The sequence below is a fragment of the Undibacterium sp. TJN25 genome (assembly GCF_049339885.1).
GTDB lineage: Bacteria > Pseudomonadota > Gammaproteobacteria > Burkholderiales > Burkholderiaceae_D > Undibacterium.
The window spans coordinates 25,416-50,738 of record NZ_JBMPPM010000011.1 but is presented as its reverse complement, the minus strand read 5'-3'; the positions used below and the strand labels follow the sequence as shown (position 1 = coordinate 50,738).

The following is a 25,323-nucleotide window of genomic DNA, read 5'->3' as shown; positions in this document are numbered from 1 at the left end:
GATGCGCGATTATAAAGCGGCAAACAGCCCTAAATTTGAAGGAAATAACTATTTTGTAATGGAACCGGGCGCTAAGACCCCGTTATTACATCCTGTAACCACTCCAGCTCGCCATCCTGTATGCAGACCAGGTCAAAACGGCAGGCTGGAACCCTGCTGTAACGCTGTAAAAAAACTTGTGCGGCAACTACCATGCGCCTTTGCTTGGCCGGCGTCACGCTGGCCAACGCTCCACCGAATTGCGACGAGGCGCGGCTGCGGACTTCGACAAACACCAGGCTGGCCCGGTCCTGCATGACCATATCGATCTCGCCGCCCTTGCACAGGAAATTGCGCTCCACCAGCACCAGGCCGGCTTTCTGCAAATACAGCAAGGCGCGCTGCTCACCCTCGTCGCCGGCCTGCTGGCGGCTGGTGCGCGCGCCGCTTTGCCGGCTTCCCGGTTTATGCTTCAGAGTGGGCGATTCAGGCAAGTCCGGTGATTTTTGCGCCTGTTTCTGCCCGGTCAGCCATTCCCATACCGGCATGTCGTACAATCCTGTTTAGTTCACATCCCGGAATATAGCATGAGCACGTCCGACATCCACACGCTGGTCAATTCTCCTGTCATGGAAACCCTGGCCAGGCAAAGCTACCCGGCCGGCACCTTATACGTGGTTGCCACGCCGATAGGAAATGTCTGCGACATCTCGCTGCGCGCGCTGCACCTGCTGTCGCTGGCAGACGCTATCGCCTGCGAGGACACGCGCAATACCGCGCAACTGCTGACACGCTATGGCATCAGCAAGCCGCTGCTTGCCGCCCATCAGCATAATGAGCGGGAAGTAGCGGACAAGCTGGTTGCACGCCTGCAGGCCGGCGAGCGCATTGCGCTGGTATCGGATGCAGGCACCCCCGGGGTGTCCGACCCTGGTGCCAAGATCGTGGATGCAGTGCGCGCGGCGGGCCTGAGCGTGATGCCGATGCCAGGTGCTTCCGCCGCCATCACCGCGCTGTCCGCCAGCGGCCTGATCAATGACCAGTTTTATTTTGCCGGCTTCCTGCCTGCCAAGGCCGGCCAGCGCGACACCGTGCTGCGCTCGCTGGAGCAGCTTCCCGCAACGCTGATCTTTTATGAAGCGCCGCACCGTATCGTCGAGTCGGTACAGGCTCTGGCCGGCGTATTCGGCGCAAGCCGCCAGATTGTGTTCGCGCGCGAGCTGACCAAGCTGTTTGAACAGATCCATCGCTGCCCCCTGGCGGACGCGGCAGAATGGCTGAAGAATAATGCGCACGGAGAAAAAGGTGAATATGTGCTGCTGGTCGAAGGCGCCCCCGCCGACAACGACGACGACCTGCACGAGGCGCGGCGCATCCTTGGTATTTTGCTGGAAGAATGCTCAGTAAAACAGGCTGCGTCTCTGGCTGCACAGATCACCGGACAAAAGAAAAATGCACTCTATCAGCTGGCGCTGGAAATGAAGGAAGCCGCGGAAGAATAGCCCGGCTGCGGCCTTTCAACGCCACCCTCAGGGCCAGGCTAGCGCTGCACGATCAGCGGTTTCGCTATTCCCAGGCTGCCGGCCTGCGCCAAGGCTGCGCTCGCTTCCGCGCGGCTGGCAAACGGCCCGCTGACCAGCCGGTACAAACTACCCTGCTGCACGATGTCGAACGCGGGCAAACGGTTTTCCAGTCTGGCCTGCAAATGGGTCTGGATGCTTTCCGCATTGGCCTTGATCGCATAGGCGCCGAACTGCAGGTAGTAGCCGGACGCGGCAGACGTGCTGGGCACGGCCGCCACTTTCTCCACAGGTTTGCTTTCCTGCATGGCCAGCAAGTCTTCCATCGTGATCTGGTCCGTCGGGCCGGTATCCGCCACCAGCGTTTTGTCTGAGGTCTTTTTATTGTCCGGCACAGGTGCTACCGCAGGCACTGCATTGGTCGTCGCCAGCGTGGCCGACGCCGCTGCCAGCGCCGGCGGCTGGTTCTTGCGATTCTCGGCCATTTTCTCTATGTCTGCTGGCAGCAGACGCTCCACTTCGATCTGGCTGCTACCGCTGCCCAAATAACCCAGCTTCAGCGCGGCGGTATAGGACAGGTCGATGATGCGCGTCGAATGGAAGGGACCGCGGTCGTTGATCCTGACGATGATCTGTTTGCCGTTGGCGAGGTTGGTGACCCTGGCGTATGAAGGAATGGGCAGCGTGGGATGGGCTGCGGTGATCTTGTACATATCGTACAGCTCGCCGGAAGACGTCTTCTGATTATGAAATTTCTTGCCGTACCAGCTGCCAATGCCGCGCTGGATGAAAGGCGTGGTGGTGTCGGTGATGGGAGTGTAGGTCTTGCCGAATACAGAGTACGGCTTGTTGCCGGACTTGGAAAAGGCTTCCACGACCGGAATCGGATCAACCGTGAATTCCAGCCCTTCCGGCGGATTATCGCCAGGGCCGTCATCCTTGTAATAGCCGCCCTTGCCGGAATTGGCCTTGGGCAGCTGCGGCGTGCCCGGCGCGGGCCTGGCAACGGCGCCTGCCTGGCGCGGAGTCTCGGATGTGGGTAGCTTGGGTGTGCTGCCGCAGCCGGCCAGCAGCACCGCTGGCACAAGCAAGGCCGCGCATTGCAAGGCCGCGTATCGCAAGGCCGTTCGGCCCTGTTGCGGCCATTGAAAACGCCGGATCATGACTGCACCAGTTTGCGGTTACGCTGCACACTCATCAGAATGCCCGCTCCCATGCCCAGCGTGACCAGCGCGGTGCCGCCGTAGCTCATGAAAGGCAGCGGCACGCCCACTACCGGCAGGATTCCGCTGACCATGCCCATGTTGACAAAGGCATAGGTGAAAAAAATCATCGTCACCGACCCGGCCATCAGCCGGGCAAACAGAGTGGGCGCATTCGCAGCGATCATGAGCCCGCGTATCACCAGCAGGAAATACAGCACGACCAGAACGCAGTTGCCGACAAAGCCGAACTCTTCAGAAAAGACCGAGAAGATAAAGTCCGTCGTCTGCTCCGGCACAAAACCCAGCCTGGCCTGGGTACTATGCTGCCATCCCTTGCCGCTGATGCCGCCGGACCCTACTGCGATCGTGGACTGGATAATATGAAAGCCCTTGCCTAGCGGATCGGTCGTCGGGTCTATCATCGTCATCACGCGGTCGCGCTGGTAGCCATGCAGGCGCGGCCAGATCACCGGCACGCTGGCGGCCACCAGCAGCACCAGCGTAATCAGCACGCGCCAGGATAGCCCCGCCAGGAAGATCACCGCAAACCCGGCGGCGACGACCAGCAGCGCGGTGCCGAGATCAGGCTGCTTGGCGATCAGGCCTACCGGCACACCGAGGATGACAGCGGCAATGATGAAATCTTTCCAGCGCAAGCCTCCTTCGCGCTTCTGGAAGTACCAGGCCAGCATCAGCGGCGTGGCAATCTTCATGATTTCCGAGGGTTGCACGTCGGTGCCTATATTGATCCAGCGGCGCGCTCCCTTTTTGACCGTGCCGACTACCGCTACGGCGATCAGCAGCGCCACGCCGAAGGTATAAATGGGAATGGCAAAGCGCATCAGCGTCTGCGGCGGGATATTGGCCACGATCCACATCACGCAGAAGGCGATCAAGATGTTGCGCATCTGGCCCTCGACACGGCCGGGGAAGTCCATGCCGGCGGAATACAGCGTGACAATGCCTATCGACATAATCAGGAACATGATCATGGCCAGCGTCGCATCAAACACCATGACGCGGGACCGGATCGCCTGCCAGTTGACGAATTTACCTTGCATACCGCTTAGTCCTTGTTTCCAGTGGTTTCACCGCCGGGCTTGGGCCCGCCTTCGGATTCTGCATCCGCCTTCACTTCTGCCTCCGGCCTGGTCTGCGAGATATCCACTTTTTGCGCCGGCGTCTTGTCCTTGTCCTGCGGACGCTTGCCCAGCAGATAATAATCGAGCGCCTTGCGCACGATAGGCGCCGCGGCCTCCGCGCCGAAGCCGCCGTTTTCCACGATGATGGCCAGCGCTATCCTGGGATGGTCGGCCGGTGCAAAGGCGGTGAACAGCGAGTGATCATGCAAATTCTTTGCCATGCGCTTGGAGTCGTATTTTTCGTTCTTCTTGATGCTGACGACTTGTGCGGTGCCGGTCTTGCCCGCAGCAACGTACTCGGCGCCGGCAAAGGCGCGGTAGCCGGTGCCGAAGGTTTCCTGCGTAACGCCTATCATCGCGTGTTTGATGATGTCGATATTTTCCTGCTTCAGCGGAATACGGAAACTCTCCGACGGCACTGTCAGCGTGCGTTTTTTGGTCTTGGGATCTTCCACGATCTTGACCAGATGCGGCTTCATGACCACGCCATTATTGGCCAGCGTGGCAATCGCGTGCGCCATCTGCAGCGGCGTAAACGTGTTGTAGCCCTGGCCTATTCCCAGCGAGATTGTTTCGCCGGCATACCATCGCTGCTGCGCGGGCTTTTTATATGCCGCCCTCTTCCATGAGGTGGACGGCAGCACGCCCTGCTTCTCGTGTTCCAGGTCGATACCGGTCTTCTGGCCGAAGCCGAAGGGCTTCATGAAATCATGGATCGCGTCCACGCCGAGATCATTGGCCAGCATGTAGTAATAGGTGTCGCAGGACATGACGATGGAACGGTACATGTCGATCAGCCCGTGCCCGCCCGGCTTGTCATCGTTGAAGCGGTGGCCGCCGAACATGAAGAAGCCGGCATCTGAAATTGCCTGGGATGGCGTACGCTTGCCCAGTTCCAGCGCAGCCAGTGCCATGAAAGGCTTGTAGGTGGAGCCCGGCGGATAGGAGCCCGTCAGCGGCCGGTTCACCAGCGGCTTTTCTTCCGAAGTATTAAGCTCGTTCCAGCTCTGCTGGTCTATGCCTTCGACGAACAGGTTGGGGTCATAGGTAGGCTTGGATACAAAGGCCAGCACGTCGCCGGTTTCGGGTTCGATGGCGACCAGCGCGCCGCGCCTGTCGCCGAAAGCTTCTTCCACGACTTTTTGCAGTTCTATATCGACCGACAGGATCAGGTTGCTGCCGGAAGTGGGCGCGCTGCGGGACAGCGTGCGCAGCGCCTTGCCGCCAGCCGAGACTTCCACCTCCTCAAAACCTGTATTGCCATGCAAGAGCTTCTCATAGCTTTTTTCCAGGCCTTCCTTGCCGATGTAGTCGGTGCCGTTGTAGTTGGAGGCGTCTTCCAGGTCGTCGATAATGTCGGCGTCTTTCTGGCTGATGCGGCCGATGTAGCCAATGACATGCGAAGCAACATCGCCCAGCGGATACTGGCGGAACAGGCGCGCCTGGATATCCACGCCGGGAAAGCGGAAACGCTGTGCAGTGAACCGGGCCACTTCCTCATCCGTCAGCCGGGTGCGAATGGGCAGGCTCTCAAAGCTCTTGGAATCTTCCATCAGCTTGCGGAAACGCTTGCGGTGCTTGGGCTGGATATCCACCAGCTGGGACAGGTCGTCGATCAGCACATCCAGGTCGGTGGTGATCTTGGACGGCGTGATTTCCAGCGTATAGGCGGAATAGTTCTGCGCCAGTACAACACCATTGCGGTCCATGATGAGGCCGCGATTGGGTACGACGGGCACGATGGAAATGCGGTTCTCATCCGCCTGCAGCGCATACTGATCGTGCTTGACGATCTGCAGCCAGACAAAGCGGGATACCAGCAGGCAAAAACAGATGAACACGAAGACGCCTATGAATAACAGGCGCATCCTGAATAAATGCAGTTCGCGTTCCGTGTTCTTGAGTTCTGTCATACCTTTGAAGATTAATATGCCTGCCGATGGCAATGCCATCCGCTTGAATCAGATCAGATAGGACGCGTGTCGTCCCTGTCCACTGCACGCCGCTGCGGCGCCAGCAGCAGCCAGCTTGCAATCGGCCACAGCGCGGTGGTCACCAGGCTTTCGACAAAATACAGCCAGCCGGGAAAGATGGAATCTTGCGCAACGATCAGCCGCACGGCGATCTGCACGGCCTGCGCAAACAGGAACAGCGGCAGCACGTACAAGGATTGCGTCAACGGCTTGAACCACAGCACGCGGCGATGGATGGTGATGGCGAAATAGGACAGCAGCGTGTAGGTCAGCGCGTTTTCGCCCAGATGCGTTGCATCGTGCACATCCATCAATAGGCCCATCATGAAGGCCACGCCTATGCCAACCTTGCGCGGCTGATGGATGCTCCAGAACACCAGCACCAGCGCCACGAAGTCAGGCACTCCGACGGCCCTGCCCCAGGGCAGGAAATTGAGAAAAAAGGCCAGCGCCAGGCTGACGGCGATGAAGAAGGAGCTGACCGGCAGCAGGATGTAGTGCGGGCTGTTCATTTCTGTGCCTCCTTGGCCTTGTCTTTCACATCCTCTTGCACGGCTTCCCTGGCGAGTTCCTTAGTGGGTTCTTTGGTTGCATCGCCTTCCTTGCCCGGCTCCTTCACTGAATCGCGGGTGACCTTGCGATTCAGTTTTTCTTTCTTGTTGCGCACTTCTTCCGGATCGGGGCGCGGCAGGTCGTTGGACGATACCAGCAGGATCAGCAGCTGCTTGTTGCGGTCTATGCCGGCAGCGGGCGTGCACAGGATGACCTCAAAGGTTTCTACGGCCTTGTTCTCTACCTGCACCACCTTGCCAACGGCCAGGCCAGGCGGATAGATGCCGTCCAGCCCCGACGTGACCAGCTCATCGCCGGCCTTGACGTCGGCATTGGCTGTCATGCGCATGTCCAGGTAGGTCGATTGCCCGCGGCCATTGACGACGCTGCGCAAACCATTGCGCGCGATCTGTACGGGAATGGCCTGATTCTTGTCTGTCAGCAGCGTGACTTCGGAAGTCATCGGAAAAATGCGCGTCACTTGGCCGACCACGCCCAGGTCGTCGATAACCGGCTGACCCAATTCCACGCCATGCTGTGAGCCGCGGTCCAGGATGATCTTGTGCGAAGACTGGTCGCGCGCATCGTAGAGGATTTCACTCATGATGGATTTGACTGTCAGGCGCTCACGCGCATCCAGCAGTTTGCGCAAATGGAGATTTTCCGCGGCCAGCTGCGAATTCTGCTGCAGCTTGTCGGCATTGGACGTCTGCTGGCGCTTGAGACGGATATTTTCTTTTTCCAGCGTATTGGTCGACGTGAAGTAGTCGGACATATTGAGCACCGCGTCCCGCGGCATCACCGCAACCATCTGTACCGGATACAGCACGGTGCCCAGCACTTGCCGGACCAGCTTCAGGGATTTGAGACGCGCGTCGACCACCAGCAAGAAAATTGCCAATATAGCGAAGAACACCACTTTAGCCCGGGCGGAAGCGCCTTGCTTGAAAAGTGGTGGTGGACTGTATTCCATTGATGTACCTGCTATCGGTCCAGCGCCGTGCCATTATTTCGGGGAGCGTTGGACATGGACGATGGATTACTGTTATTCGTAGGAGAAGATGGAACCCAGTTTGTCCATGCGCTCCAACGCCATGCCGGAGCCGCGCACAACGCAGGTCAGCGGGTCTTCTGCAACGATGACGGGCAGGCCGGTTTCTTCCATCAGCAGGCGGTCCAGATCGCGCAGCAAGGCGCCGCCGCCAGTCAGCATCATGCCTTTTTCGGCAATGTCGGCGCCCAGTTCCGGCGGCGTCTGTTCCAGCGCGTTCTTCACAGCGGAGACGATGTTGTTCAGCGGATCGGTCAGCGCTTCCAGGATTTCATTGCTGGAGATGGTGAAAGAACGTGGGATGCCTTCGGAGAGGTTACGGCCCTTGACTTCCATTTCCTTGACTTCGGAACCCGGGAAAGCAGAACCGATGGCTTTCTTGATCGCTTCCGCGGTCTGTTCGCCGATCAGCATGCCGTAGTTGCGGCGGATGTAGTTGACGATGGCTTCGTCGAACTTGTCTCCGCCGACGCGGACCGAGCCCTTGTACACCATGCCGCCCAGCGAGATAATGCCGACTTCGGTCGTACCGCCGCCGATATCGACCACCATGGAACCGGTTGCTTCCGAAACCGGCAGGCCGGCGCCGATTGCGGCTGCCATCGGCTCTTCAATCAGGTAGACCTGGGAAGCGCCTGCGCCCAGGGCGGATTCGCGGATCGCGCGGCGTTCTACCTGGGTAGAACCGCAAGGTACGCAGATGATAATGCGCGGGGAGGGCTTGAAGAACTTGGTGTCATGCACCATGCGGATGAACTGCTTCAGCATCTGCTCGGTAACGGTGAAGTCGGCGATCACGCCGTCTTTCATCGGGCGTATCGCCTCGATATTGCCAGGGACCTTGCCCAGCATCTGCTTGGCTTCCTTGCCTACCGCCTGAATTGTCTTTTTACCATTAGGTCCGCCTTCCTGCCGTATCGCCACTACCGAAGGCTCGTCCAGAACGATGCCCAAGCCGCGTACATAAATCAGTGTGTTGGCGGTGCCCAGATCAATCGCCAGGTCGTTCGAAAAATAGCTACGTAAAAAACCAAACATGTATTGTCCTGTGATGTACTCACCTGCAGCAATGCTGCAGGCATTGAATTTTTAGAAATAGGGTCTTGCAATCGCCCCAAACACCCGCCATCTCTCAATGAAGAACTTGAATTGATCAGCGCATGAAAGGGAGTGAAGAAGCGTAGCGAGCGTCTTGAGCTTGGGTCAAGAAGCGCAGTCGTACTCAAGTACGACGAGCATCGCAGGCCCAAGATCATGGCGCGCAGTAGCTTATTCACCCCTTTAAGGGCATTAACCCGACATTCTACCTTATAATCTATATAAATTTAGCTGATCAAAACACCTAAAATGCAGGATCGATCCGCGATTTTTCAGCAATTTTGCCTGCATTACCCGCTTTTTAGCATTTACTTACAAAAAGATCTCATCATGTCACTTGACCTTTCCGAAGTGAAACGAATCGCCAATCTGGCCAGACTCGAACTTTCCGAAGCTGAAGCAAGCTCCACGCTGGACAAGCTCAATGGTATTTTTTCACTGGTAGAGCAAATGAAGGCCGTGGACACGACCGGCATCTCACCGCTGAGCCACCCTATCGCCGCCATCAGGGAGCACCTGTCGCTGCGCCTGCGCGAAGATGTGGTCACGGAAAGCAATCACCGCGAAGACTACCAAAAACCGGCGCCCGCCACACAGGACGGCCTGTACCTGGTGCCGCAAGTCATAGAATAAACCGCCGCGGCGCCACGCGCCGACCCGGCAGAAACAGCGTCAGCCAAGACGCAGATCGCAAGGATATACCCCGGTATGCACACCAAGACCTTAAAAGAATTGTCCGTCCTGCTGCACAGCAAACAGATTTCCGCCACTGAGCTGGCCCAGCATTTCCTCGACCGCATCCAGGCCAGCGGCCTGAACGCATTTACGCACGTGGATGCAGCGCTGACGCTGAAACAGGCAGCCGCAGCCGACCTGCGCCTGGCAGACGGCACTGCGACGCCTCTGACAGGCATCCCCATTGCGCACAAGGATATTTTCGTCACACGCGACTGGCGCTCTACCGCCGGCTCGCGGATGCTGGAGAATTACACCAGCCCTTTTGATGCGACCGTAGTCGAGCATTTCAACAATGCCGGCATGGTGACGCTGGGCAAGCTGAACTGCGATGAATTTGCGATGGGTTCCAGCAACGAGAATTCCTATTTCGGCCCTGTTAAAAATCCCTGGGACCTGAACGCCGTTCCCGGCGGATCTTCTGGCGGCTCCGCAGCCGCCATCGCCGCAGGCCTTGCGCCGGCGGCGACCGCGACCGATACCGGCGGCTCCATTCGCCAACCGGCATCGTTCTGCGGCGTGACGGGTATCAAACCAACCTATGGCAGTGTGTCGCGCTACGGCATGATCGCGTTTGCATCATCGCTGGATCAGGGCGGCCCTATCGCCAAGACCGCGGAAGACTGCGCGATGCTGCTCAATGCAATGACCAGCTTCGACCCGAAAGACTCCACCAGCCTGGAGCGCCCCAAGGAAGATTTCACGCAAGACCTGAACAAAGACATCAAGGGTCTGCGCATAGGCGTGCCGCGCGAATTCTTCAGCGAAGGCCTGGCCAAGGATGTGGAACAGGCCGTACGCGCCGCGCTGGCCGAATACGAAAAGCTGGGCGCAATCCTGGTCGACATCTCCTTGCCAAAGACCGAGCTGTCCATCCCCGTGTATTACGTCATCGCCCCAGCCGAGGCATCGTCCAACCTGAGCCGCTTTGACGGCGTGCGTTACGGCCACCGCGCGGCCAACTACAAAGACCTGAACGACATGTACAGCAAGTCGCGCGCGGAAGGCTTCGGCGATGAAGTTAAACGCCGCATCCTGGTCGGCGCTTACGTACTGTCGCACGGCTACTATGACGCCTACTACTTGCAGGCGCAAAAGATACGCCGCCTGATCGCGCAGGATTTCCAGGCAGCCTTCCAGCAATGCGACGTGATCATGGGGCCGGTGGCGCCGACCGTGGCATGGGACCTGGGCGACAAATCGGATGATCCGGTGGCCAACTACCTCGCGGATATTTTCACCTTGTCCACCAGCCTGGCGGGCTTGCCGGGCATGTCCATCCCCTGCGGTTTCGGCCAGGGTGAAAAAAATGCGAAACGCCCGGTCGGCCTGCAATTGATAGGCAACTATTATGAGGAAGCCAAATTGCTGAATGCCGCCCACCAGTTCCAGCAGGCGACCGGCTGGCACCTGAAATCGCCCGTATGAAAAAAATCACTTCCCACCTGATGCTGGCCTGCTTCCTGGCGGCCACGGCCGCGCCGGTGCTGGCGCAGACGCTCGACACGCATTTCATCTGCAGCGACATCCGCAAGGAAGACGGCGACGGCGAGCGCGTCAATTACGCGGACCAGGGCCGGTTCAGCCTGGACAAGGACAAGATCAAAACCTTCCAATGGGAATCTTCGCTGTTCCGTACCACGCATGGCTTTGATTGCAGCATTGATGAAAGCGACGGCGTGCAGGCGGAAGTGACAGAAAAAGGATGGCGGGTGACACTGAAGGACGCACTGGCAGCACGCGCCGCGCGCGGCTATGACACCGAGCGCGGCAATAATTGCAGCATCCGGCTGGAACGCGACGGCGACGAAGTCCACATCAAGCCCACGTGCGCGGTGATGTGCGGATCGCGCAACAATTTCACAGCGCTGACGGTGAATGCCAAGACCGGCGCCTGCCACTACGACGAATAAGAGCACGCACGCGCAGATCGATGGATTGCGCGGCCAACAGACAAGAAGGAAACGTATTATGCAATGGGAAGTAGTTATCGGTTTCGAGACGCACGCGCAGCTCTCCACCAAATCAAAAATTTTTAGCGGTTCATCCACGCAGTTCGGCGCAGAGCCGAACACCCAGGCCAGCCCGGTGGACCTGGCGCTGCCCGGCGTGCTGCCGGTGATGAATAAAGGTGCGGTAGAAAAAGCCATCCAGTTCGGCCTGGCCGTAGGCGCCACGATCACGCCGGAATCCATCTTCGCGCGCAAGAATTATTTCTACCCCGACCTGCCTAAAGGCTACCAGATCAGCCAGTTTGAAATCCCGGTGGTGCAAGGCGGCTTCGTCTCCTGCGTGGTGGAAAAAGACGGCAAATCCGAAGTGAAACGCATAGAGCTGACGCGCGCCCATCTGGAAGAAGATGCCGGCAAATCCCTGCATGAAGACTACCAGGGCATGACAGGCATCGACCTGAACCGCGCCGGCACGCCGCTGCTGGAAATCGTGACAGAACCAGTGATGCGCAGCGCCGCTGAAGCGGTAGCCTATGCCAAGGCCTTGCACTCGCTGGTGGTATGGCTGGGTATCTGCGACGGCAACATGCAAGAAGGCTCCTTCCGCTGCGACGCCAACGTTTCCGTGCGACCGTTCGGCCAGAAAGAATTCGGCACCCGCTGCGAGATCAAGAACCTGAATTCCTTCCGCTTCCTGGAAGAAGCAATCAACATCGAAGTGCGCCGCCAAATCGAACTGATCGAAGACGGCGGCAAGGTCATACAGGAAACCCGCCTGTACGACCCGGACCGCAAGGAAACGCGCTCGATGCGCAGCAAGGAAGATTCGCAGGATTACCGCTACTTCCCCGACCCCGACCTGCCGCCGCTGGCCATCAGCCAGGAGTGGATAGAGCAAGTACGCGCCACCATGCCAGAACTTCCGGCCGCCATGCGCGAACGCTTCATCAGCCAGTATGGCATCTCCGAATACGATGCGATGATCATGACCCAGTCCAAGGCCATGGCGGGCTACTTTGAGGCCGTCACAATCGCCGCAGGCGCCGCGCAAGCCAAGCAAGCCGCCAACTGGCTGATGGGCGACGTCTCCTCTACGCTGAACCGCGAAGGCATCGACATCGCCGCCATCCCAGTCACCGCCGCGCAGCTGGCGCTGCTGCTGCAACGCATCGCCGACGGCACCATCTCCAACAAGATCGCCAAGGAAGTCTTCGCCGCCATGTGGCAGGCCCCCTCCACCGATGCCGCACTGGCGGACCAGGTCATCGAAGCCAAAGGTCTTAAGCAGATTTCCGACGTAGGCGCGCTGGAAAAAATCATCGATGAAGTAATGGCCGCCAACCAGCAGTCAGTCGACGAATATCGCGCCGGCAAGGAAAAAGCCTTCAATTCGCTGGTAGGGCAGGCGATGAAGGCGACCAGGGGTAAGGGAAATCCTGCGCAGGTGAATGAGTTGTTGAAGAGGAAGTTGGCGGGGTAGTTACATTGTGCCAAAGCAGAAGAGTCATCTATCGAAAAATTAATGAATGATATCGGTTAAGTTCGTGGCAACTTAAGACAATAAAAATTTGCTTGTCACTCATTTTAATTGATTAATTTGGGCTCGCGCTCCTGATTTCGTAGAATGGTCCCCTTCGCTCATTGCAGCGGAGCAAACCAGCGTTCTGTCCGCTTTTATAATTAACTGAGCTAGGCCAGAAAGCAAAAAACAGAATCAGCTGATTTTTAACTTCAAGAGAAGTCTCTGCTTAGTTATTTAAAATCGTTACCTTCCGATTAGTACTAATTCGCTAATAAGGACAACTGTTGATTTACATTGAAAACTGATTCACTTTTGGACTGAATCCCCTGGGCTGGACCAGGGTAGCGAGAAGAAGTGATACGCTTGTCGCGCCTTCATAAGATGAGCGACACCACATCAGTAAGAGGATCCCACTGGCGACATAGCCTGCAATTTAAATCAGGTCCGCGGCGATATTCGTAGTGGCAAAGTTGGACGCCGGGAGGGCGTTGAAGATGCGCGACTTATCGGCCAATCTCATGCAGATATGGCTGGCACAATTTTATCGCGGCGAGCGTGATCTAGAAGAAGCCGCCGCTGCGACTGCGGACGAATACGAAGCCCATATTGTTACGCTGGAGCGTAAGGTCGGGCAACTAACCATAGAACTGGACCTTCGTAAAAAACGCCCGGCTGCGACTTGTGAGCGACAACGAGACCTCATCGATTGTCCGTGGCCCGAAGCCTGCTCCGTTCGGCGGGGATGCCAAGTGATCGCCCCTCCTCGAAGCACCTATTATTACCGGCCTAGCGCGGCCGAACGGCAAATTGATGACCTGGTGGTTTCGGTCGGCCTGATCGACGACCTCGACGGTGAATTCCACGATGGCTATTGTCGAGTCACGCTGGAACTCAAGCGAGGCTATGTAGTCAACCGCAAGCGCGTCGCCAAAATTATGGAAGCTCATGATTTGGATGCTCACCGAACGCGCCGTTTCAAACCAGCAAAAGGTTTCGAGGCCGATTTGCGTGCGTATCCGAACCTTTATCTAAACAATATCCCGACGGAGCCAGACCGCGTTTGGGTGGCCGATATTACGTATATCCACACGCAGCCGGGTTTGTTTATCTAACCGTTATCTCGAAGCCTGTAGCCATAAAGTCATTGGCTATGCCTTGTCGCAGCAGACCGATACGCAGCAGGCACTTGCATCCATCATGGATAGAGGATGCCAATACGCCAGCACGCTGTATCGTGATGCGTTGGCGCAGTTTGGTTTGATCGGTTCGATAAGTGCGCCGGAGAATCCTTACAATAACACGCAAGCGGAGAGCTTTATGAAGACCTTGAAAGTAGTTTATCTGGCCGGCTTTAAGACGTTCCGTGATGTTGCTAACGGATCGCCGTATTTCATCGAACAGATTTGGATGTACTCGGCGCTAGGCTCACAATCATCCAATAAATTCGAGGCACAACTCGCTAGGCAAGCGGCCTGCATCTCGAGACCTGATTGGTCCAGCCCAAACGTCTCAGTCCAACGCCGGGTCATTGGCCAGCGCGAACTAACAGGTGTAAGTCGAGATGGAGCTGCTTGAAAAATTAAAACATACGTCTAGACATCCCAAACGGCGCTACGGTGTAAAGCCTTACAAATTGGAGACCGTGTAAAATTATACGCATGATATCCGTTATGCTATTGGCATTCCTGACCATGGCGTAGAGTAGCAGCGCCCCATTCCCAATTCACCCTTCTATTTACAGCAATAGAGAGATTTTAAGCATGTCGAATTCCGAAATTCTTGTGACAAACTATGCACTACAAAGTGCAATCGAGCACCATCAGGCGGGGCGACTAAAGGAGGCGGAAGACTTATATAAAGCAATATTGCATGCTGACCCCAATCACGCTTTTGCTTTGCAAGCATATGGCAACCTAGCCCTTTACGTTGGGCATTTTCAAGTCGCTCAAGACTTGATAAGTCAGAGCCTACAAATCGAGGCAAAAAATGCTAACGCCCTCAATAATTTGGGCTTAGCTCTACAGGGTCTGCGAAAAACTGATGACGCGATGAGTTGCTTTCAGCAAGCAATAGCCATTAATGAGAATCTGGCAGCAGCGCATTTAAATGCTGGGTTAATCGATTTTGAGAGGGGTGAAATCGAAAGAGCCATTGATCGAATCGAAAAGGCGCTGCGTATTCACCCAGGTTCCGTCGAATACCTCAAGGCCTTAGGGAAATCATATCAGGCACTTCTTGAATCGGCGCGAGCTATTGCCGCGTTTCAAAGCGAGCCCTCCATAAATTCTGACATTGGGTTGGTTTCCGAGTGTGCCTTGGGCTCTGCACTTTCGCATTATTTGAATAACGACCGTATTTCGGCCATGAAGATGCTGTCGAAAGCCGCGCCACTTAAGCAGATGACACATCCGCAATATGCCCACTCCTTAGGCTATCTACTATTCTTGGAAAAATTGCTGGGCGACGGTGAAAATACCGAAGAAAGTTCCCCCCGCGTCGCGACAAAAAGAACGCTATATGTAATTGGCGATAGCCATAGCCTTTCTTTGCATGGAAACGGCGTGTCAATTAGAGGGCAAGAGCATGTTTGCTCAGCCATTTGGATTGAAAATATCAAGCAGTGGGACTTGGGAAACGCCGAACAAAATCATTTCAAGAAGACTTTCGACATTGCAATTAGCCGTGTGCCTAGCGGATCAAAGTTAGTGCTGGCAATTGGTCAGATTGACTGCTTGCTGAAAAATGGAGTCTTTTCAGCTTGGAGCAAAAATCGATCCAAAACATTAGATCAAGTAATCTGTAGCACCATCGAAAATTATCTGGCTTATGTGGAGCGCGTCTGCCAGAAAAAATATTTTCAATTCGTCATATGTGGCGTGCCTGCGCTTACCTCCTCGTGGTTGCTTCCCGCAGGGAGCGATGCTGAAGAGTTTTTTTCCACAGTAAAAATATTCAATTTGCGGTTGAAAGAATATGCTCTGCTTCGCGGGATGAATTTTCTAGATACTTATGCGATGACCGATTCTGGAAATGGCTTGTCAAACGATTTTTGGCATATTGACTATGTCCACCTGCGCACCGAAGCCTACACCGAAGCATTTACAAAACATCTATACTGAATCGTAATGGCTCCAATTCCTCCTTACCTTCCCCGCGTTCCGCACTGCTGTGTGCGTTACCTGCGCTTGCGCGGACGTGAATCGTGCCCAAGTCGACAACGTCTGCCCCCTTGTTCATTTCCCTCATAAATCGATCCGCCGTTGTAAATTGCAATGCCCGGTTTCGATATCAAGGACGGTTTCCTGTTCTTGTTTGTCAGAATAGCAGCAGTCAACGTCTGCCGTAAAAAAATCGTCATAAACAGAGGGCGTTTAATTTTTATGGCCAATTTCATTTCCATGAAGTCTGCCTAATTTCGAGCAACTCACGATGCTGATCCAGGATCAGAAACTTTGCCTCAACCATCCATTTCAGTTCCCTGGCTTTGTCCTGGGCGCATCGGCAGTATTTCCTTACATCGGCAACCGTCAACTTAAGCCGTCCAGCCTCGTACTCCCCGATCAGTTCTTTGACCAGGTTGTCCAACTTCGACAATGGTGGAGTAAGGGGGGTGCGGACAATAACTTGGACTACTTGGAGGTAGTTCATGTACTAATACGAAGACCGCATTCGAGCAGTCAAGCTTTATATCAAGCTCGGGAAGCGCATTCGCCCGACCATTCGGCAGTTGGGCTATCCAACAAAGAATGCACTCAAGAGCTGTATCGAGAATACCAACAAAGTCGCGATTTGCAGGTGGGCTATATGCGCTCAAGGCAGAGATATTCTGACAAACAAAAACAGGCGGCGGTTCAACATTACCTAGAGCACGATCGCTGTATTGCTTCAACTATGAAGACACTGGGATACCCCGGCCGTGCAACGCTCACTATGTGGATTGATGAACTGCACCCCGAAGTTCGCCATCGCGTTATCGGCAGAGCTGCAAACGTACAGCACTGCCCTGAGTTCAAGAATGCGGCAGTCATTGATCTGTGTACCAGGAAGACAAGTGCACAAGCAATTGCTCAAAAACTGGCAGTGTGCAGGCCGACGTTGTATAACTGGAAGAATCAATTACTCGGTCGTGAGGCATCCCCATCCATGAAACGCCAGAACGATTCAAAGCCAGTTCCTGAACAGACGGAGCTGCAGCGGCAAGTCGATTCGCTTCAACGGGACATCCGGCGATTACAGCTTGAACACGACCTATTGAAGAAGGCCAATGAACTGTTAAAAAAAGGCCTGGGCGTCGATCTGCAGATCCTGAGCAACCGGGAGAAGACGCTGCTGGTTGACGCCCTGAAGCAAACCTATTCGCTGTCAGAACTCTTGGTCGAACTTGATCTCGCCCGCAGCTCCTACTTTTATCATCGGGTCCAACTCCGTGGCGCTGACAAGTATGCTGATGTGCGTCTTGCCATCACCGAAGTCTTCGAGTGCAATCATCGTTGCTACGGTTATCGGCGGATGCGTGCGGCACTTGGCAGGCGCCAGGTGTTTATCTCGGAGAAAGTCGTACAACGTTTGATGAAGCAGGAACGTTTGGTCGTCACCGCTAACAGAAGGCGTCGGTATGGATCCTATCTGGGCGAAATCAGCCCAGCGCCAGAGAATCTCATCAACCGGGACTTCCAGGCTGCTACCCCAAATGAGAAATGGCTTACCGACATCACGGAGTTCCAGATCCCGGCTGGGAAAGTGTATCTATCGCCCATGATTGATTGCTTTGATGGCTTGGTTATCAGCTGGTCTATCGGCACACGTCCAGATGCCGATCTGGTGAACACGATGTTGGATGCAGCCATTGAGACGGTCGCCAACGGCGGAGACAGGCCTGTCGTTCACTCTGATCGTGGAGCCCACTATCGCTGGCCTGGGTGGCTCTCAAGGATACACAACGCAAAGCTGATTCGTTCAATGTCGCGCAAAGGATGCTCACCCGACAATGCCGCCTGTGAGGGCTTCTTCGGACGGCTGAAGACGGAGTTGTTCTACCCTCGGGACTGGCAAACTACAACCGTTGAGCAATTCATTCAGGTAGTTGATTCTTACATTCGCTGGTATAACGAAAAGCGCATTAAGATATCCCTTGGCTCACTCAGTCCCCTCGAATACCGAGAAAGCCTCGGATTTACGGCATAAATCAGTCCAAGTTTTACGCCGCACCCCCACTTTGCCGCATAATTTGCACACGAAACTGACCCACGCTTAAGACACAATCCTACTCATGACATTGAGTGGGGAATTGGAGTGATCGACGTGGCACTACTAGGCATTATTCGACGCTGGCACATTCGCGACCAGGTCCCACTAAGAGAAATCGCCAGACGCCTTGGCATCTCAAGAAACACCGTCCGGCGTTACCTGCGCTCGGAAACCATAGAGTCGTCTTACCCGGACAGGCGCACAACCAGCGCAATCGACAAGTATGCTTTCCAGCTATCGGCGTTGCTGAAGACCGAGGCGGCCAAATCACGCAAGCAGCGGCGCACTTTGAAGCAGCGTCATGAGGATCTAAAGGGATTGGGCTTTGAGGGGTCTTACGACCGGGTTGCGGCGTTCGCGAGGGTATGGCGGGCGGGTCAAACTGACCGGGTCAATTCAGCTAGCAAACGCACAGTCAGCGGACGGCAAGCTGCGGGCCATCCCGGTCCGGCTGCTGTTCAATCAGCCGGACCTGAACCTGCGCGCGCAGTACAGTTTGTTTGATTGATTGTCAGACTGGTCGTCCGGACTGCGTGGGGAATGGCGAGACCTGCCGGCGCCGGATCGAAATGGGGATGCAGACCTTACCCTGCCCGTCGCCGGATGGCTGCGAGCTGGCGAAGTCGGGCTGCAGGCCCTTTGGACGTTTGAACCTCCAGATCGGTGACGACGATGAACTTGGCACGTTCATATTCAGGACCACCGGATTCAACAGCATTCGCACACTAGCGGCACGACTCAGTTATTACCAGGCGGTGTCGGGGAATTTGCTGGCCTGCCTGCCGCTGGAGCTGCGACTTAGGGGCAAGAGCACGATGATGAGTTATCGGACGGCGATCTATTACGTGGATCTGACGATTCGGGAAGGGATGACGCTGGAGGGGGCGATTGCGGAGGCCAGGCAGACGGATGAGCAGCGCAAAGCGGGAGGCTATGACCAGCGGCGCTGGATGCGGTTTGTCGGGCGGGATTGGGGAATGCAGCTTTTGAGGAGAGCGAGGAGGATGTTTCTTCGATTGCTAAGGCGTTTCTTTCAACCGAAGGAGATGGGGGAAGCGCTGAGTATGGAATCAAGCAATTCCGGCGCGAAGATCGTGCAACAAAGCCCAAGGCTGAAGGATAAGCTCGAAAAGAAAGCGGTACTCTTGGCCCGCAATTAGCTAAAATTCAAACTTCTCAACGATGCCTGCATCACTTACGCATTCTTATTCGCCAGTGCCACAGTTACGCGGTTATGGCCTCTCCGGACGATCCCCCTGCAACCACCGGCTGCGCGATTCGGCTTTGCTTATCGCGTAGCGCAATACCGTAAGCGAACAAAAGAACATGAATTGCTCATCCTTTCGTCTCTAGCAGAATATTAATTTGACCCGCTTCATACTCCAAGTCATCCAATACTGCCTTAACGGTCAGTTGCCCCGGTCCAACGATGTTAAATGGAGCGATAAACGACTGAATGTTGTAATAGCACTGAGTTCCTTTTCCAGTTTGTGCTCGGCTTATAGCGAAGAGATTATGTGTTCTGTCTAAAAAATCTCTTGGTGCGACAAACTCTTGTAAGGTACTGTATTGGAAACCAACTTCGATTTTTAGACTTAGCACTGGACTGCCAACGTCACAGTGAACTGTGGTAGTGATGCAAAGTTTGTCCAAGATTGCGGGGAATTTGGAAAAAATAATATTCGGCCCGTAGATTCCCATAATGGACGATTTGTTACCTACTTCGTGGCGAACGTCGTCACTGAAAATACTAAATGCGAAGCGAGTGAGCATATAAATAGCCTTAATGCATTGATTGAACCACCTAGTACCGCCAGCGATCATTTCCCGCACTGGCCATTCAATCATACGCCTCGTCTCTGTGTATAGATACCATGAATTAAAAGCGGTAGCTTTTAATCCGACTCCGCCGTCGGTTGCGATTCTCGTCTGCATCTAATTTCAGCCGCAACCAAACAAAAAAGTATTTATTGATGGCACTAGCAGTTTGCTGCTCTACCTATACTAGCCCTATAAACTTTAGCGTATAAACAGCAGGACTATGGACTATGATCCTTGAGACGTCCAACTATTTAAGGCCCAATGAGAAACTGGAGGACATATACATCAAGCATTTTCTAGTAATGCCATGGCCCCTCCTCTACCGGGTTAAATAGAATTGATATTCAATCCAGGGAGTTTAAAAGAGAATCAGTATTCGTTAAACTCAAAAATAGATTGAACGTAGAAAAATCGATCTGTCAGGGTCATCCTTACGAAATTAAGGAGTACTGGCGAAATAGTGCGAAATATCAACCAAGTCGGCACCGTTCAAAGTTCCAGCAGCGTTGCGCAAACGTAAATATGCAAGAAGATAGTTGTATCTCGTCTGAACCAAATCACGCTTTGAAGTAACTAATTGTTGCTGCGCATTCAGCACATCCAGATTGATCCTTACGCCGCCTTTCACGCTTTGATTCGTGGCCTCGACCAGTAAAGTCGCTGAACTAACAGACTTCACTAGGGCGTCAATCTTAGCTGAACTACTCATAACAGCGCTGTATTGCTTACGGAGTTCCAACAAAATTTTCTTAGTCGTGAAATCAAGGTCAGATTTCGCTTTTTCGCGGTTTGCAACGGCTTGCCGTGTCAATGCGCTTACTGAGCCACCGGAATATAAGGGAATAACTAACTGCAATCCAATACTCTTGGTTGTTTGATCTTGATCTAACGTGGTAAGACTGTCCGATTTGGCCCTGCTGTAGCTAGCCTGCAAATCCAATCGAGGAGTATGCCCAGCCCAATTTTTCTTAACTTCCTGCTCAGCTACTTCTATATTATATTTGCCGGCAAGTATCTCAGCGTTATTCTCAATAGCGAGAGCGACCCATTCATCAAAAGTTGAAACCGTCGAGGGCAACAGGCGAAAGTTATCTGTTAAGCCATCTAGTTGTTCAACGCTCTGACCCAACATCGATGCGAGGGTATTTCGCGCGGTAAGCAAGTTATCCTGTGCTTCAATAAGTTGTGACTCAGATAAATCCAACTTCGCCTGAGTCTCTAACATGTCCGTTTTAGTACCTTCACCCCTTTCAAACATACGATCATTAATATGCCTTTGCTCAGCAAACGCGTTTCGCTGCGCAGAAATTAACGCAACTTGATCGTTCGCGTACTGAGCCTCGGCATAAGCAGTCACCAGCCGAATTATCAAATCTTGCCGCCGTGCCGTGAATTGTGCATCGCTAAAATTGGTCTGGGCGATACCTTGTTTATATTTTGCGTACGCATCAAGACTAAACAAAACTTGGCGAACTGTCACACTACTAGACGTACTTGTATAGTCAGGATGCGTGGTGTAAGGAATCACCACCCCCGCAAAATTTTCCGGTTGGGTCAAATCCGCCTTATTTTTAGCGGTCGAATAGTTCAACTGAGCATTTGGAAGCAAATTGGATCTTCCGAGAATTTTATTTTCCTGCCCGGCTTGATTATCAAAAATCGCAGACCGGTAAGTGGCATCATTCTGCAAGGCAGCCTCATATGCTTGCAATAGCCCCATTGCTGAAGCCTGCCCTACTTGTAAAGATATAACAATTCCGGCTACAAAGATAAAGCCCTGGCGTGCTGTTCTTCTGGGCATTATCACTCCTCCGTCATTGATGTTTTTGCACGATCAAATATGGGCTTCAGCAAGTAACTCATCATCGTTCGCTCACCTGTCTTTACAAAAATCTCTGCTGGCATACCAGGACGTATTTGAAGATTCGCGATCATTTTCATACCTTCGGGGGCGACCTTGGCTCGCAACTTATAATATGGCTGCCCAGTACGCTCGTTGACCAATCTATCTGCAGATACCTGAGTGATCTCTCCTGGAATATGCGGGGTCTGATTTTGATTGAAAGCAGAAAATATCAATTCTGCCTTTAGACCAACATGGATCTTGTCAATCAAATTTACAGGCACTTCGCCTTCCACAATTAACGCATCCTCACTCGGTACCACCTCCATCATTTTAAAACCAGGGCTAATAACAGTTCCCTTACCAAATACACTCAACGCAACCACTGTGCCGTCTACGGGCGCCTTCACAAGGACGTTATTTAAATCATAATTTAGTGCGGCCATCCGGTTACTCAGCGCTTCCGCCTCTTTCTGTACATCAGAAAGTTGTCCTCGCACTTCTTTTTGATAGTCCTGCTGCCTTTGTGCCTTATGCAAAATCAGTTCCGCAATTTGACTGTGCCCCCTCCCTATATTTCCTAGATCTTCAGATATGCCAGAACTTAGCTGAGCATATGTACGCTCCAATTCCAATAATCGGTTACGCGCTACATACCCGTCCCTTGCCAGATCGCGCATGCCATCCAATTGCTCCTTCAAAAACCCCAGTTGCTGCTTCTTCCCGCTCATCGACTCCTCTAACCCATGCAACTGGCTTTTAAGCCCGAGAATATTCTCATCAATCGCGCCCAACTCACTTTGCAATGAACTTTGACGCGCAGTGAATAATTGGCGTTGAAGAGAAATATTGTTAGCGATGCGTGGATCATTCTTATTATTTTCCAACTTAGCAGGAAAATTAACGCTGTGAACTCCATCACGCTCAGCCAATAACCGGGCTTCAGTGGCGCGTGCCGTATCAAGTTGGACATTTGCTATTTCGGCAGCAGACTTAGCTGCGACATTGTTCATCTTCACCAGTACCTGATCAGCTTTAACGACATCGCCTTCTTTAACGAGAATCTCTTCAATAGTACCTCCCGCAAGATTTTGTACTGCCTTCCTGTTCGTGGCCACCTCCACAGTTCCATTTACAGGTACACCCTTATCAAGAGGTGCGAACATGGCCCATAATAAAAATCCACCCACGCCCAAAATAATGATGATCCAGCCCAAACGTGAATGAGCACTCGCATCCGTGTCCAATTCCAATACAGTGACGTCGTGAGACGCCACATCTTGGACCTCCGCTTGATTGCCAAATAATTTTTTCATCGTTACTCCGGTTCTATCACAGTCGCTTTAACATTCCTGGACGCATCCTCTACGCGCTCCTGCGTATATTCAGGTGCTGTGGCGCTTTCGGACATGGACGCAGTTGCATGCGAGTGTTGAGCTGCTTGTTGCTGAGCTGCTTGTTGCTGAGCCGCCTGCTGTAGCTGGGCTTGTTGTTGATTGGCGTTCGTAAGCGCCTTCAACACCTCATCCCTCGGACCAAAAAATTGGCCCATACCGTCTCGAATTACCAATAGCTTACTAGTCACACTAATGATGCTTGTGCGATGCGTAATCAATATGATAGTTTTTCCTCGCTGACGTAGATCCTGGATTGCCACTAGCAGGGCGTGCTCGCCAACATCATCAAGATTTGAATTTGGCTCATCCAACACCAACAACGATGGGTCACCATACATCGCTCGCGCCAGCCCCAAACGTTGCTTCTGACCTCCCGATAAGCCGGCGCCTCCATCTCCAAGCCTAGTGTCATAACCATCCGGAAGATGTAATATCATTTCATGAACACCGGCTCGGCGAGCTGCGAGAATTACCTTTTCCGAGTCTATTAAACCGAAACGAGCGATATTTTCAGATACGGTTCCACCGAACAATTCAATATCCTGTGGCAGATAGCCAATATGAGGGCCAAGCTCATCTTTATTCCATGCATAAATATCGGAGCCGTCCAAACGCACTTTACCAACCGCCGAAGGCCAGATTCCAACGAGCAGGCGAGCTAAAGTCGACTTACCGGAGCCACTCGGCCCCACAATGCCCAGCACGTCTCCAGGATTTATGCCGAAGCTCAGACCTTTGATGATCGCAGTTTTTGAACCTGGAGGTGCGGCGGTAACAGTTTCTACCGCTATCGCGCCTAGTGGTTTAGGGAGTGACATTCCTGCATCACGAACTGGGTTTTCTTGCAACAACTCATTCAGACGCTGATATGAAGCTTTGGCGCCGCTCCATTGCTTCCACACACCAATAAGTTGCTCGATTGGTCCTGTTGCCTTACCGATTAAAATTGAGCCGGCAATCATCATTCCCGGAGAAATTTTTCCTTCCACTGCCAGCAAAGCTCCATATCCCAAAATAAGCGATTGTATGGAGATACGCACAAATTTTGTGATGGCATTAACGATCCCAGCCTTTTCGCTAGCTTCGCTTTGTAATTGTAAAAAACGTCCATGCAATTTGTACCAACGTGACATCAGATGAGGCAGCATGCCCATAGCCTCTATAACTTCGGCATTGCGCAAATTATTGTTTGCGAGATTTCCTGAGACTATCGCCATCGTATTAGCTTCAAGCAAAGGCTTCTTTGAAACAACCTCATTAGCATATGCAAGAATAACAAGTAAAGCTACACCAACCAGAGCAAAAATACCAAGTGAGGGCTCGAACATGAAAATGACGATGATATAAATAGGAAACCAAGGCGCATCAAAAAACGCGAACAATGCATTTCCGGTCAGAAATTGCCGGATTGCGGTAAAGTCCGACAATGATTGTGCTGCGTTGCCTCCGCCCTTTTTAAGGTTTCGCTCAAAAGCAGCGGTATAAATTCGCTTATTCAGCTTCACATCCAATTGAGCGCCTAGCCGTATTAATACAAAACTGCGTACAAACTCTAATGCACTTACAAAAACATAGGCACCAAGCATTATCAGCGTTAACATTAGCAAGGTCAGTTCATTTCGACTGGGCAGCACCCGATCGTAAACCTGCAGCATATATAAAGATGGCGTCAGCATCAGCAAATTGATCACTGCACTGAACATGCCTACTGTCCTGAACGCGTTCTTAAATGAATAAAGCGCTTGCGCAATTTCATTTTGCGGCAACTTGATTTTGGGTATCATTTGGGGAGCTCGATGCACTATCAGTGCAATAAAATCATTGACGACACTCGTATCGCCTAAGCTAATTTGAGTATGAGAAATAAAGAATTTAATAGTGCGATATTATCAGCGGGCAGAATTCCAAAAAATGTGACATGCATCACAATTTTCAGAGATTACCACAAGGAAGACTCACTGCAAAGATTTTTCGAAAATCTAAAACTTGCCATACGTTGATAAACGTCATAATTAAAGATTCGATTAATAAGAAAACTATATCTCATGGTCCGGTGGACCTCCCTCTTTTACCCGAAGTCTAGCAGAGATGCTTAGAACTAGAAGGCACAAAGATGTGCGTCAGGTTTCGATACCGCATTCGATTTGATCAACAATTATTCAAGCCCCACCAGGAAAAGCGCTGCCTTTGCATTTGCATACTGTCAAACTTCGCCAGGGGTCAATGCGTGGTTACAGCAAGCGAAATTGCCACCGATGCTCGATAGTTACGCTAATAGCAATTGCT

20 protein-coding genes and 2 pseudogenes are annotated in these 25,323 nt (G+C 53.3%); 11 read left to right on the top strand and 11 right to left on the bottom strand.

Features of this window, described 5'->3' with window-relative positions; translation table 11 throughout:
• Positions 1 to 71: 71 nt before the first annotated feature.
• Positions 72 to 527, bottom strand: a complete 456-nt coding sequence (locus tag ACO0LO_RS23370) for a YraN family protein (RefSeq protein ID WP_422967915.1) — start codon at positions 525 to 527, stop codon at positions 72 to 74.
• 39 nt (positions 528 to 566) lie between these two features.
• On the opposite strand from ACO0LO_RS23370, the gene rsmI reads away from it, so the two are divergent.
• Positions 567 to 1,481: a 16S rRNA (cytidine(1402)-2'-O)-methyltransferase gene (gene rsmI / locus ACO0LO_RS23365; RefSeq protein ID WP_422967913.1), complete on the top strand. Its 915-nt coding sequence runs from the start codon at positions 567 to 569 to the stop codon at positions 1,479 to 1,481.
• Between the two features lie 38 nt (positions 1,482 to 1,519).
• Here rsmI and ACO0LO_RS23360 read toward each other — a convergent pair whose 3' ends face one another.
• The 6 genes from ACO0LO_RS23360 to ACO0LO_RS23335 form a co-directional block, all read right to left on the bottom strand.
• Positions 1,520 to 2,584, bottom strand: coding sequence for a septal ring lytic transglycosylase RlpA family protein (locus tag ACO0LO_RS23360; RefSeq protein ID WP_422968220.1), 1,065 nt, complete (start codon positions 2,582 to 2,584; stop codon positions 1,520 to 1,522).
• A 74-nt stretch (positions 2,585 to 2,658) separates the two neighbouring features.
• The gene (rodA, locus tag ACO0LO_RS23355) at positions 2,659 to 3,765 is read right to left on the bottom strand and encodes a rod shape-determining protein RodA (protein WP_422967911.1); all 1,107 of its coding nucleotides are present in this window, start codon (positions 3,763 to 3,765) and stop codon (positions 2,659 to 2,661) included.
• A 5-nt stretch (positions 3,766 to 3,770) separates the two neighbouring features.
• Positions 3,771 to 5,759: a penicillin-binding protein 2 gene (mrdA, locus tag ACO0LO_RS23350; RefSeq protein WP_422967909.1), complete on the bottom strand. Its 1,989-nt coding sequence runs from the start codon at positions 5,757 to 5,759 to the stop codon at positions 3,771 to 3,773.
• 53 nt (positions 5,760 to 5,812) lie between these two features.
• Positions 5,813 to 6,331, bottom strand: coding sequence for a rod shape-determining protein MreD (gene mreD / locus ACO0LO_RS23345; protein WP_422967907.1), 519 nt, complete (start codon positions 6,329 to 6,331; stop codon positions 5,813 to 5,815).
• Entirely contained in the window at positions 6,328 to 7,344 is a 1,017-nt protein-coding gene (gene mreC / locus ACO0LO_RS23340) for a rod shape-determining protein MreC (protein ID WP_422967905.1), read from the bottom strand. The genes mreD and mreC overlap by 4 nt, the downstream gene beginning before the upstream one ends.
• Before the next feature lie 72 nt (positions 7,345 to 7,416).
• Positions 7,417 to 8,460, bottom strand: coding sequence for a rod shape-determining protein (locus ACO0LO_RS23335; RefSeq protein WP_188567775.1), 1,044 nt, complete (start codon positions 8,458 to 8,460; stop codon positions 7,417 to 7,419).
• Between the two features lie 390 nt (positions 8,461 to 8,850).
• Between ACO0LO_RS23335 and gatC the strand changes: the two genes are divergently transcribed.
• From gatC to ACO0LO_RS23285, 10 genes and pseudogenes are all read left to right on the top strand, one after another.
• Complete coding sequence (gatC, locus tag ACO0LO_RS23330; protein ID WP_422967903.1) at positions 8,851 to 9,153, top strand: Asp-tRNA(Asn)/Glu-tRNA(Gln) amidotransferase subunit GatC; 303 nt, start codon at positions 8,851 to 8,853, stop codon at positions 9,151 to 9,153.
• A 75-nt stretch (positions 9,154 to 9,228) separates the two neighbouring features.
• Positions 9,229 to 10,683: an Asp-tRNA(Asn)/Glu-tRNA(Gln) amidotransferase subunit GatA gene (gene gatA / locus ACO0LO_RS23325; protein WP_422967901.1), complete on the top strand. Its 1,455-nt coding sequence runs from the start codon at positions 9,229 to 9,231 to the stop codon at positions 10,681 to 10,683.
• Entirely contained in the window at positions 10,680 to 11,168 is a 489-nt protein-coding gene (locus ACO0LO_RS23320; protein ID WP_422967899.1) for a hypothetical protein, read from the top strand. Before gatA ends, ACO0LO_RS23320 begins: the two co-directional genes overlap by 4 nt.
• 58 nt (positions 11,169 to 11,226) lie before the next feature.
• Positions 11,227 to 12,687: an Asp-tRNA(Asn)/Glu-tRNA(Gln) amidotransferase subunit GatB gene (gene gatB, locus ACO0LO_RS23315; RefSeq protein ID WP_422967897.1), complete on the top strand. Its 1,461-nt coding sequence runs from the start codon at positions 11,227 to 11,229 to the stop codon at positions 12,685 to 12,687.
• Between the two features lie 536 nt (positions 12,688 to 13,223).
• A complete protein-coding gene (locus ACO0LO_RS23310; RefSeq protein WP_422967895.1) occupies positions 13,224 to 13,841 on the top strand; it encodes an IS3 family transposase in 618 nt (205 codons plus the stop codon).
• Positions 13,842 to 13,884: 43 nt separating this feature from the next.
• A complete protein-coding gene (locus tag ACO0LO_RS23305; RefSeq protein WP_422967893.1) occupies positions 13,885 to 14,304 on the top strand; it encodes a hypothetical protein in 420 nt (139 codons plus the stop codon).
• A 185-nt stretch (positions 14,305 to 14,489) separates the two neighbouring features.
• Positions 14,490 to 15,848 (top strand): tetratricopeptide repeat protein, encoded by a 1,359-nt coding sequence (locus ACO0LO_RS23300; RefSeq protein ID WP_422967891.1) that lies wholly within the window; start codon positions 14,490 to 14,492, stop codon positions 15,846 to 15,848.
• A gap of 548 nt (positions 15,849 to 16,396) precedes the next feature.
• A protein-coding gene (locus ACO0LO_RS23295; protein ID WP_422968218.1) for an IS3 family transposase occupies positions 16,397 to 17,913 on the top strand; the annotation gives its coding sequence in 2 pieces (ribosomal slippage) (positions 16,397 to 16,490 and positions 16,490 to 17,913; 1,518 coding nt in all).
• Positions 17,914 to 18,030: 117 nt separating this feature from the next.
• Positions 18,031 to 18,348, top strand: a pseudogene (locus ACO0LO_RS23290) (helix-turn-helix domain-containing protein); the annotation flags it as partial.
• A 52-nt stretch (positions 18,349 to 18,400) separates the two neighbouring features.
• Positions 18,401 to 19,136, top strand: a pseudogene (locus ACO0LO_RS23285) (hypothetical protein); the annotation flags it as partial.
• Positions 19,137 to 19,311: 175 nt separating this feature from the next.
• Here the strand turns inward: ACO0LO_RS23285 and ACO0LO_RS23280 are convergent.
• The 4 genes from ACO0LO_RS23280 to ACO0LO_RS23265 form a co-directional block, all read right to left on the bottom strand.
• Complete coding sequence (locus ACO0LO_RS23280; protein WP_422967889.1) at positions 19,312 to 19,824, bottom strand: hypothetical protein; 513 nt, start codon at positions 19,822 to 19,824, stop codon at positions 19,312 to 19,314.
• Positions 19,825 to 20,236: 412 nt separating this feature from the next.
• Positions 20,237 to 21,598, bottom strand: coding sequence for a TolC family outer membrane protein (locus ACO0LO_RS23275; protein WP_422967887.1), 1,362 nt, complete (start codon positions 21,596 to 21,598; stop codon positions 20,237 to 20,239).
• A 2-nt stretch (positions 21,599 to 21,600) separates the two neighbouring features.
• Positions 21,601 to 22,956 carry an HlyD family type I secretion periplasmic adaptor subunit gene (locus ACO0LO_RS23270; protein WP_422967886.1) on the bottom strand — a complete coding sequence of 452 codons (1,356 nt, stop codon included), beginning with the start codon at positions 22,954 to 22,956 and terminating at the stop codon, positions 21,601 to 21,603.
• A 2-nt stretch (positions 22,957 to 22,958) separates the two neighbouring features.
• On the bottom strand, positions 22,959 to 24,821 hold the full coding sequence (locus tag ACO0LO_RS23265) for a type I secretion system permease/ATPase (protein WP_422967885.1): 1,863 nt from the start codon (positions 24,819 to 24,821) through the stop codon (positions 22,959 to 22,961).
• Positions 24,822 to 25,323 lie beyond the last annotated feature (502 nt).

Excerpts from the sequence above, each read along its gene's own strand:
- ACO0LO_RS23270 (WP_422967886.1), bottom strand. The coding sequence starts at position 22,956 with ATGAAAAAATTATTTGGCAATCAAGCGGAGGTCCAAGATGTGGCGTCT.
- ACO0LO_RS23370 (WP_422967915.1), bottom strand. The coding sequence starts at position 527 with ATGCCGGTATGGGAATGGCTGACCGGGCAGAAACAGGCGCAAAAATCA.
- mrdA (WP_422967909.1), bottom strand. The coding sequence starts at position 5,759 with ATGACAGAACTCAAGAACACGGAACGCGAACTGCATTTATTCAGGATG.
- ACO0LO_RS23320 (WP_422967899.1), top strand. The coding sequence starts at position 10,680 with ATGAAAAAAATCACTTCCCACCTGATGCTGGCCTGCTTCCTGGCGGCC.
- rsmI (WP_422967913.1), top strand. The coding sequence starts at position 567 with ATGAGCACGTCCGACATCCACACGCTGGTCAATTCTCCTGTCATGGAA.
- ACO0LO_RS23310 (WP_422967895.1), top strand. The coding sequence starts at position 13,224 with ATGCGCGACTTATCGGCCAATCTCATGCAGATATGGCTGGCACAATTT.
- gatC (WP_422967903.1), top strand. The coding sequence starts at position 8,851 with ATGTCACTTGACCTTTCCGAAGTGAAACGAATCGCCAATCTGGCCAGA.
- rodA (WP_422967911.1), bottom strand. The coding sequence starts at position 3,765 with ATGCAAGGTAAATTCGTCAACTGGCAGGCGATCCGGTCCCGCGTCATG.
- mreC (WP_422967905.1), bottom strand. The coding sequence starts at position 7,344 with ATGGAATACAGTCCACCACCACTTTTCAAGCAAGGCGCTTCCGCCCGG.
- gatB (WP_422967897.1), top strand. The coding sequence starts at position 11,227 with ATGCAATGGGAAGTAGTTATCGGTTTCGAGACGCACGCGCAGCTCTCC.
- mreD (WP_422967907.1), bottom strand. The coding sequence starts at position 6,331 with ATGAACAGCCCGCACTACATCCTGCTGCCGGTCAGCTCCTTCTTCATC.
- ACO0LO_RS23280 (WP_422967889.1), bottom strand. The coding sequence starts at position 19,824 with ATGATTGAATGGCCAGTGCGGGAAATGATCGCTGGCGGTACTAGGTGG.
- ACO0LO_RS23275 (WP_422967887.1), bottom strand. The coding sequence starts at position 21,598 with ATGCCCAGAAGAACAGCACGCCAGGGCTTTATCTTTGTAGCCGGAATT.
- ACO0LO_RS23265 (WP_422967885.1), bottom strand. The coding sequence starts at position 24,821 with ATGATACCCAAAATCAAGTTGCCGCAAAATGAAATTGCGCAAGCGCTT.
- ACO0LO_RS23300 (WP_422967891.1), top strand. The coding sequence starts at position 14,490 with ATGTCGAATTCCGAAATTCTTGTGACAAACTATGCACTACAAAGTGCA.
- ACO0LO_RS23335 (WP_188567775.1), bottom strand. The coding sequence starts at position 8,460 with ATGTTTGGTTTTTTACGTAGCTATTTTTCGAACGACCTGGCGATTGAT.
- gatA (WP_422967901.1), top strand. The coding sequence starts at position 9,229 with ATGCACACCAAGACCTTAAAAGAATTGTCCGTCCTGCTGCACAGCAAA.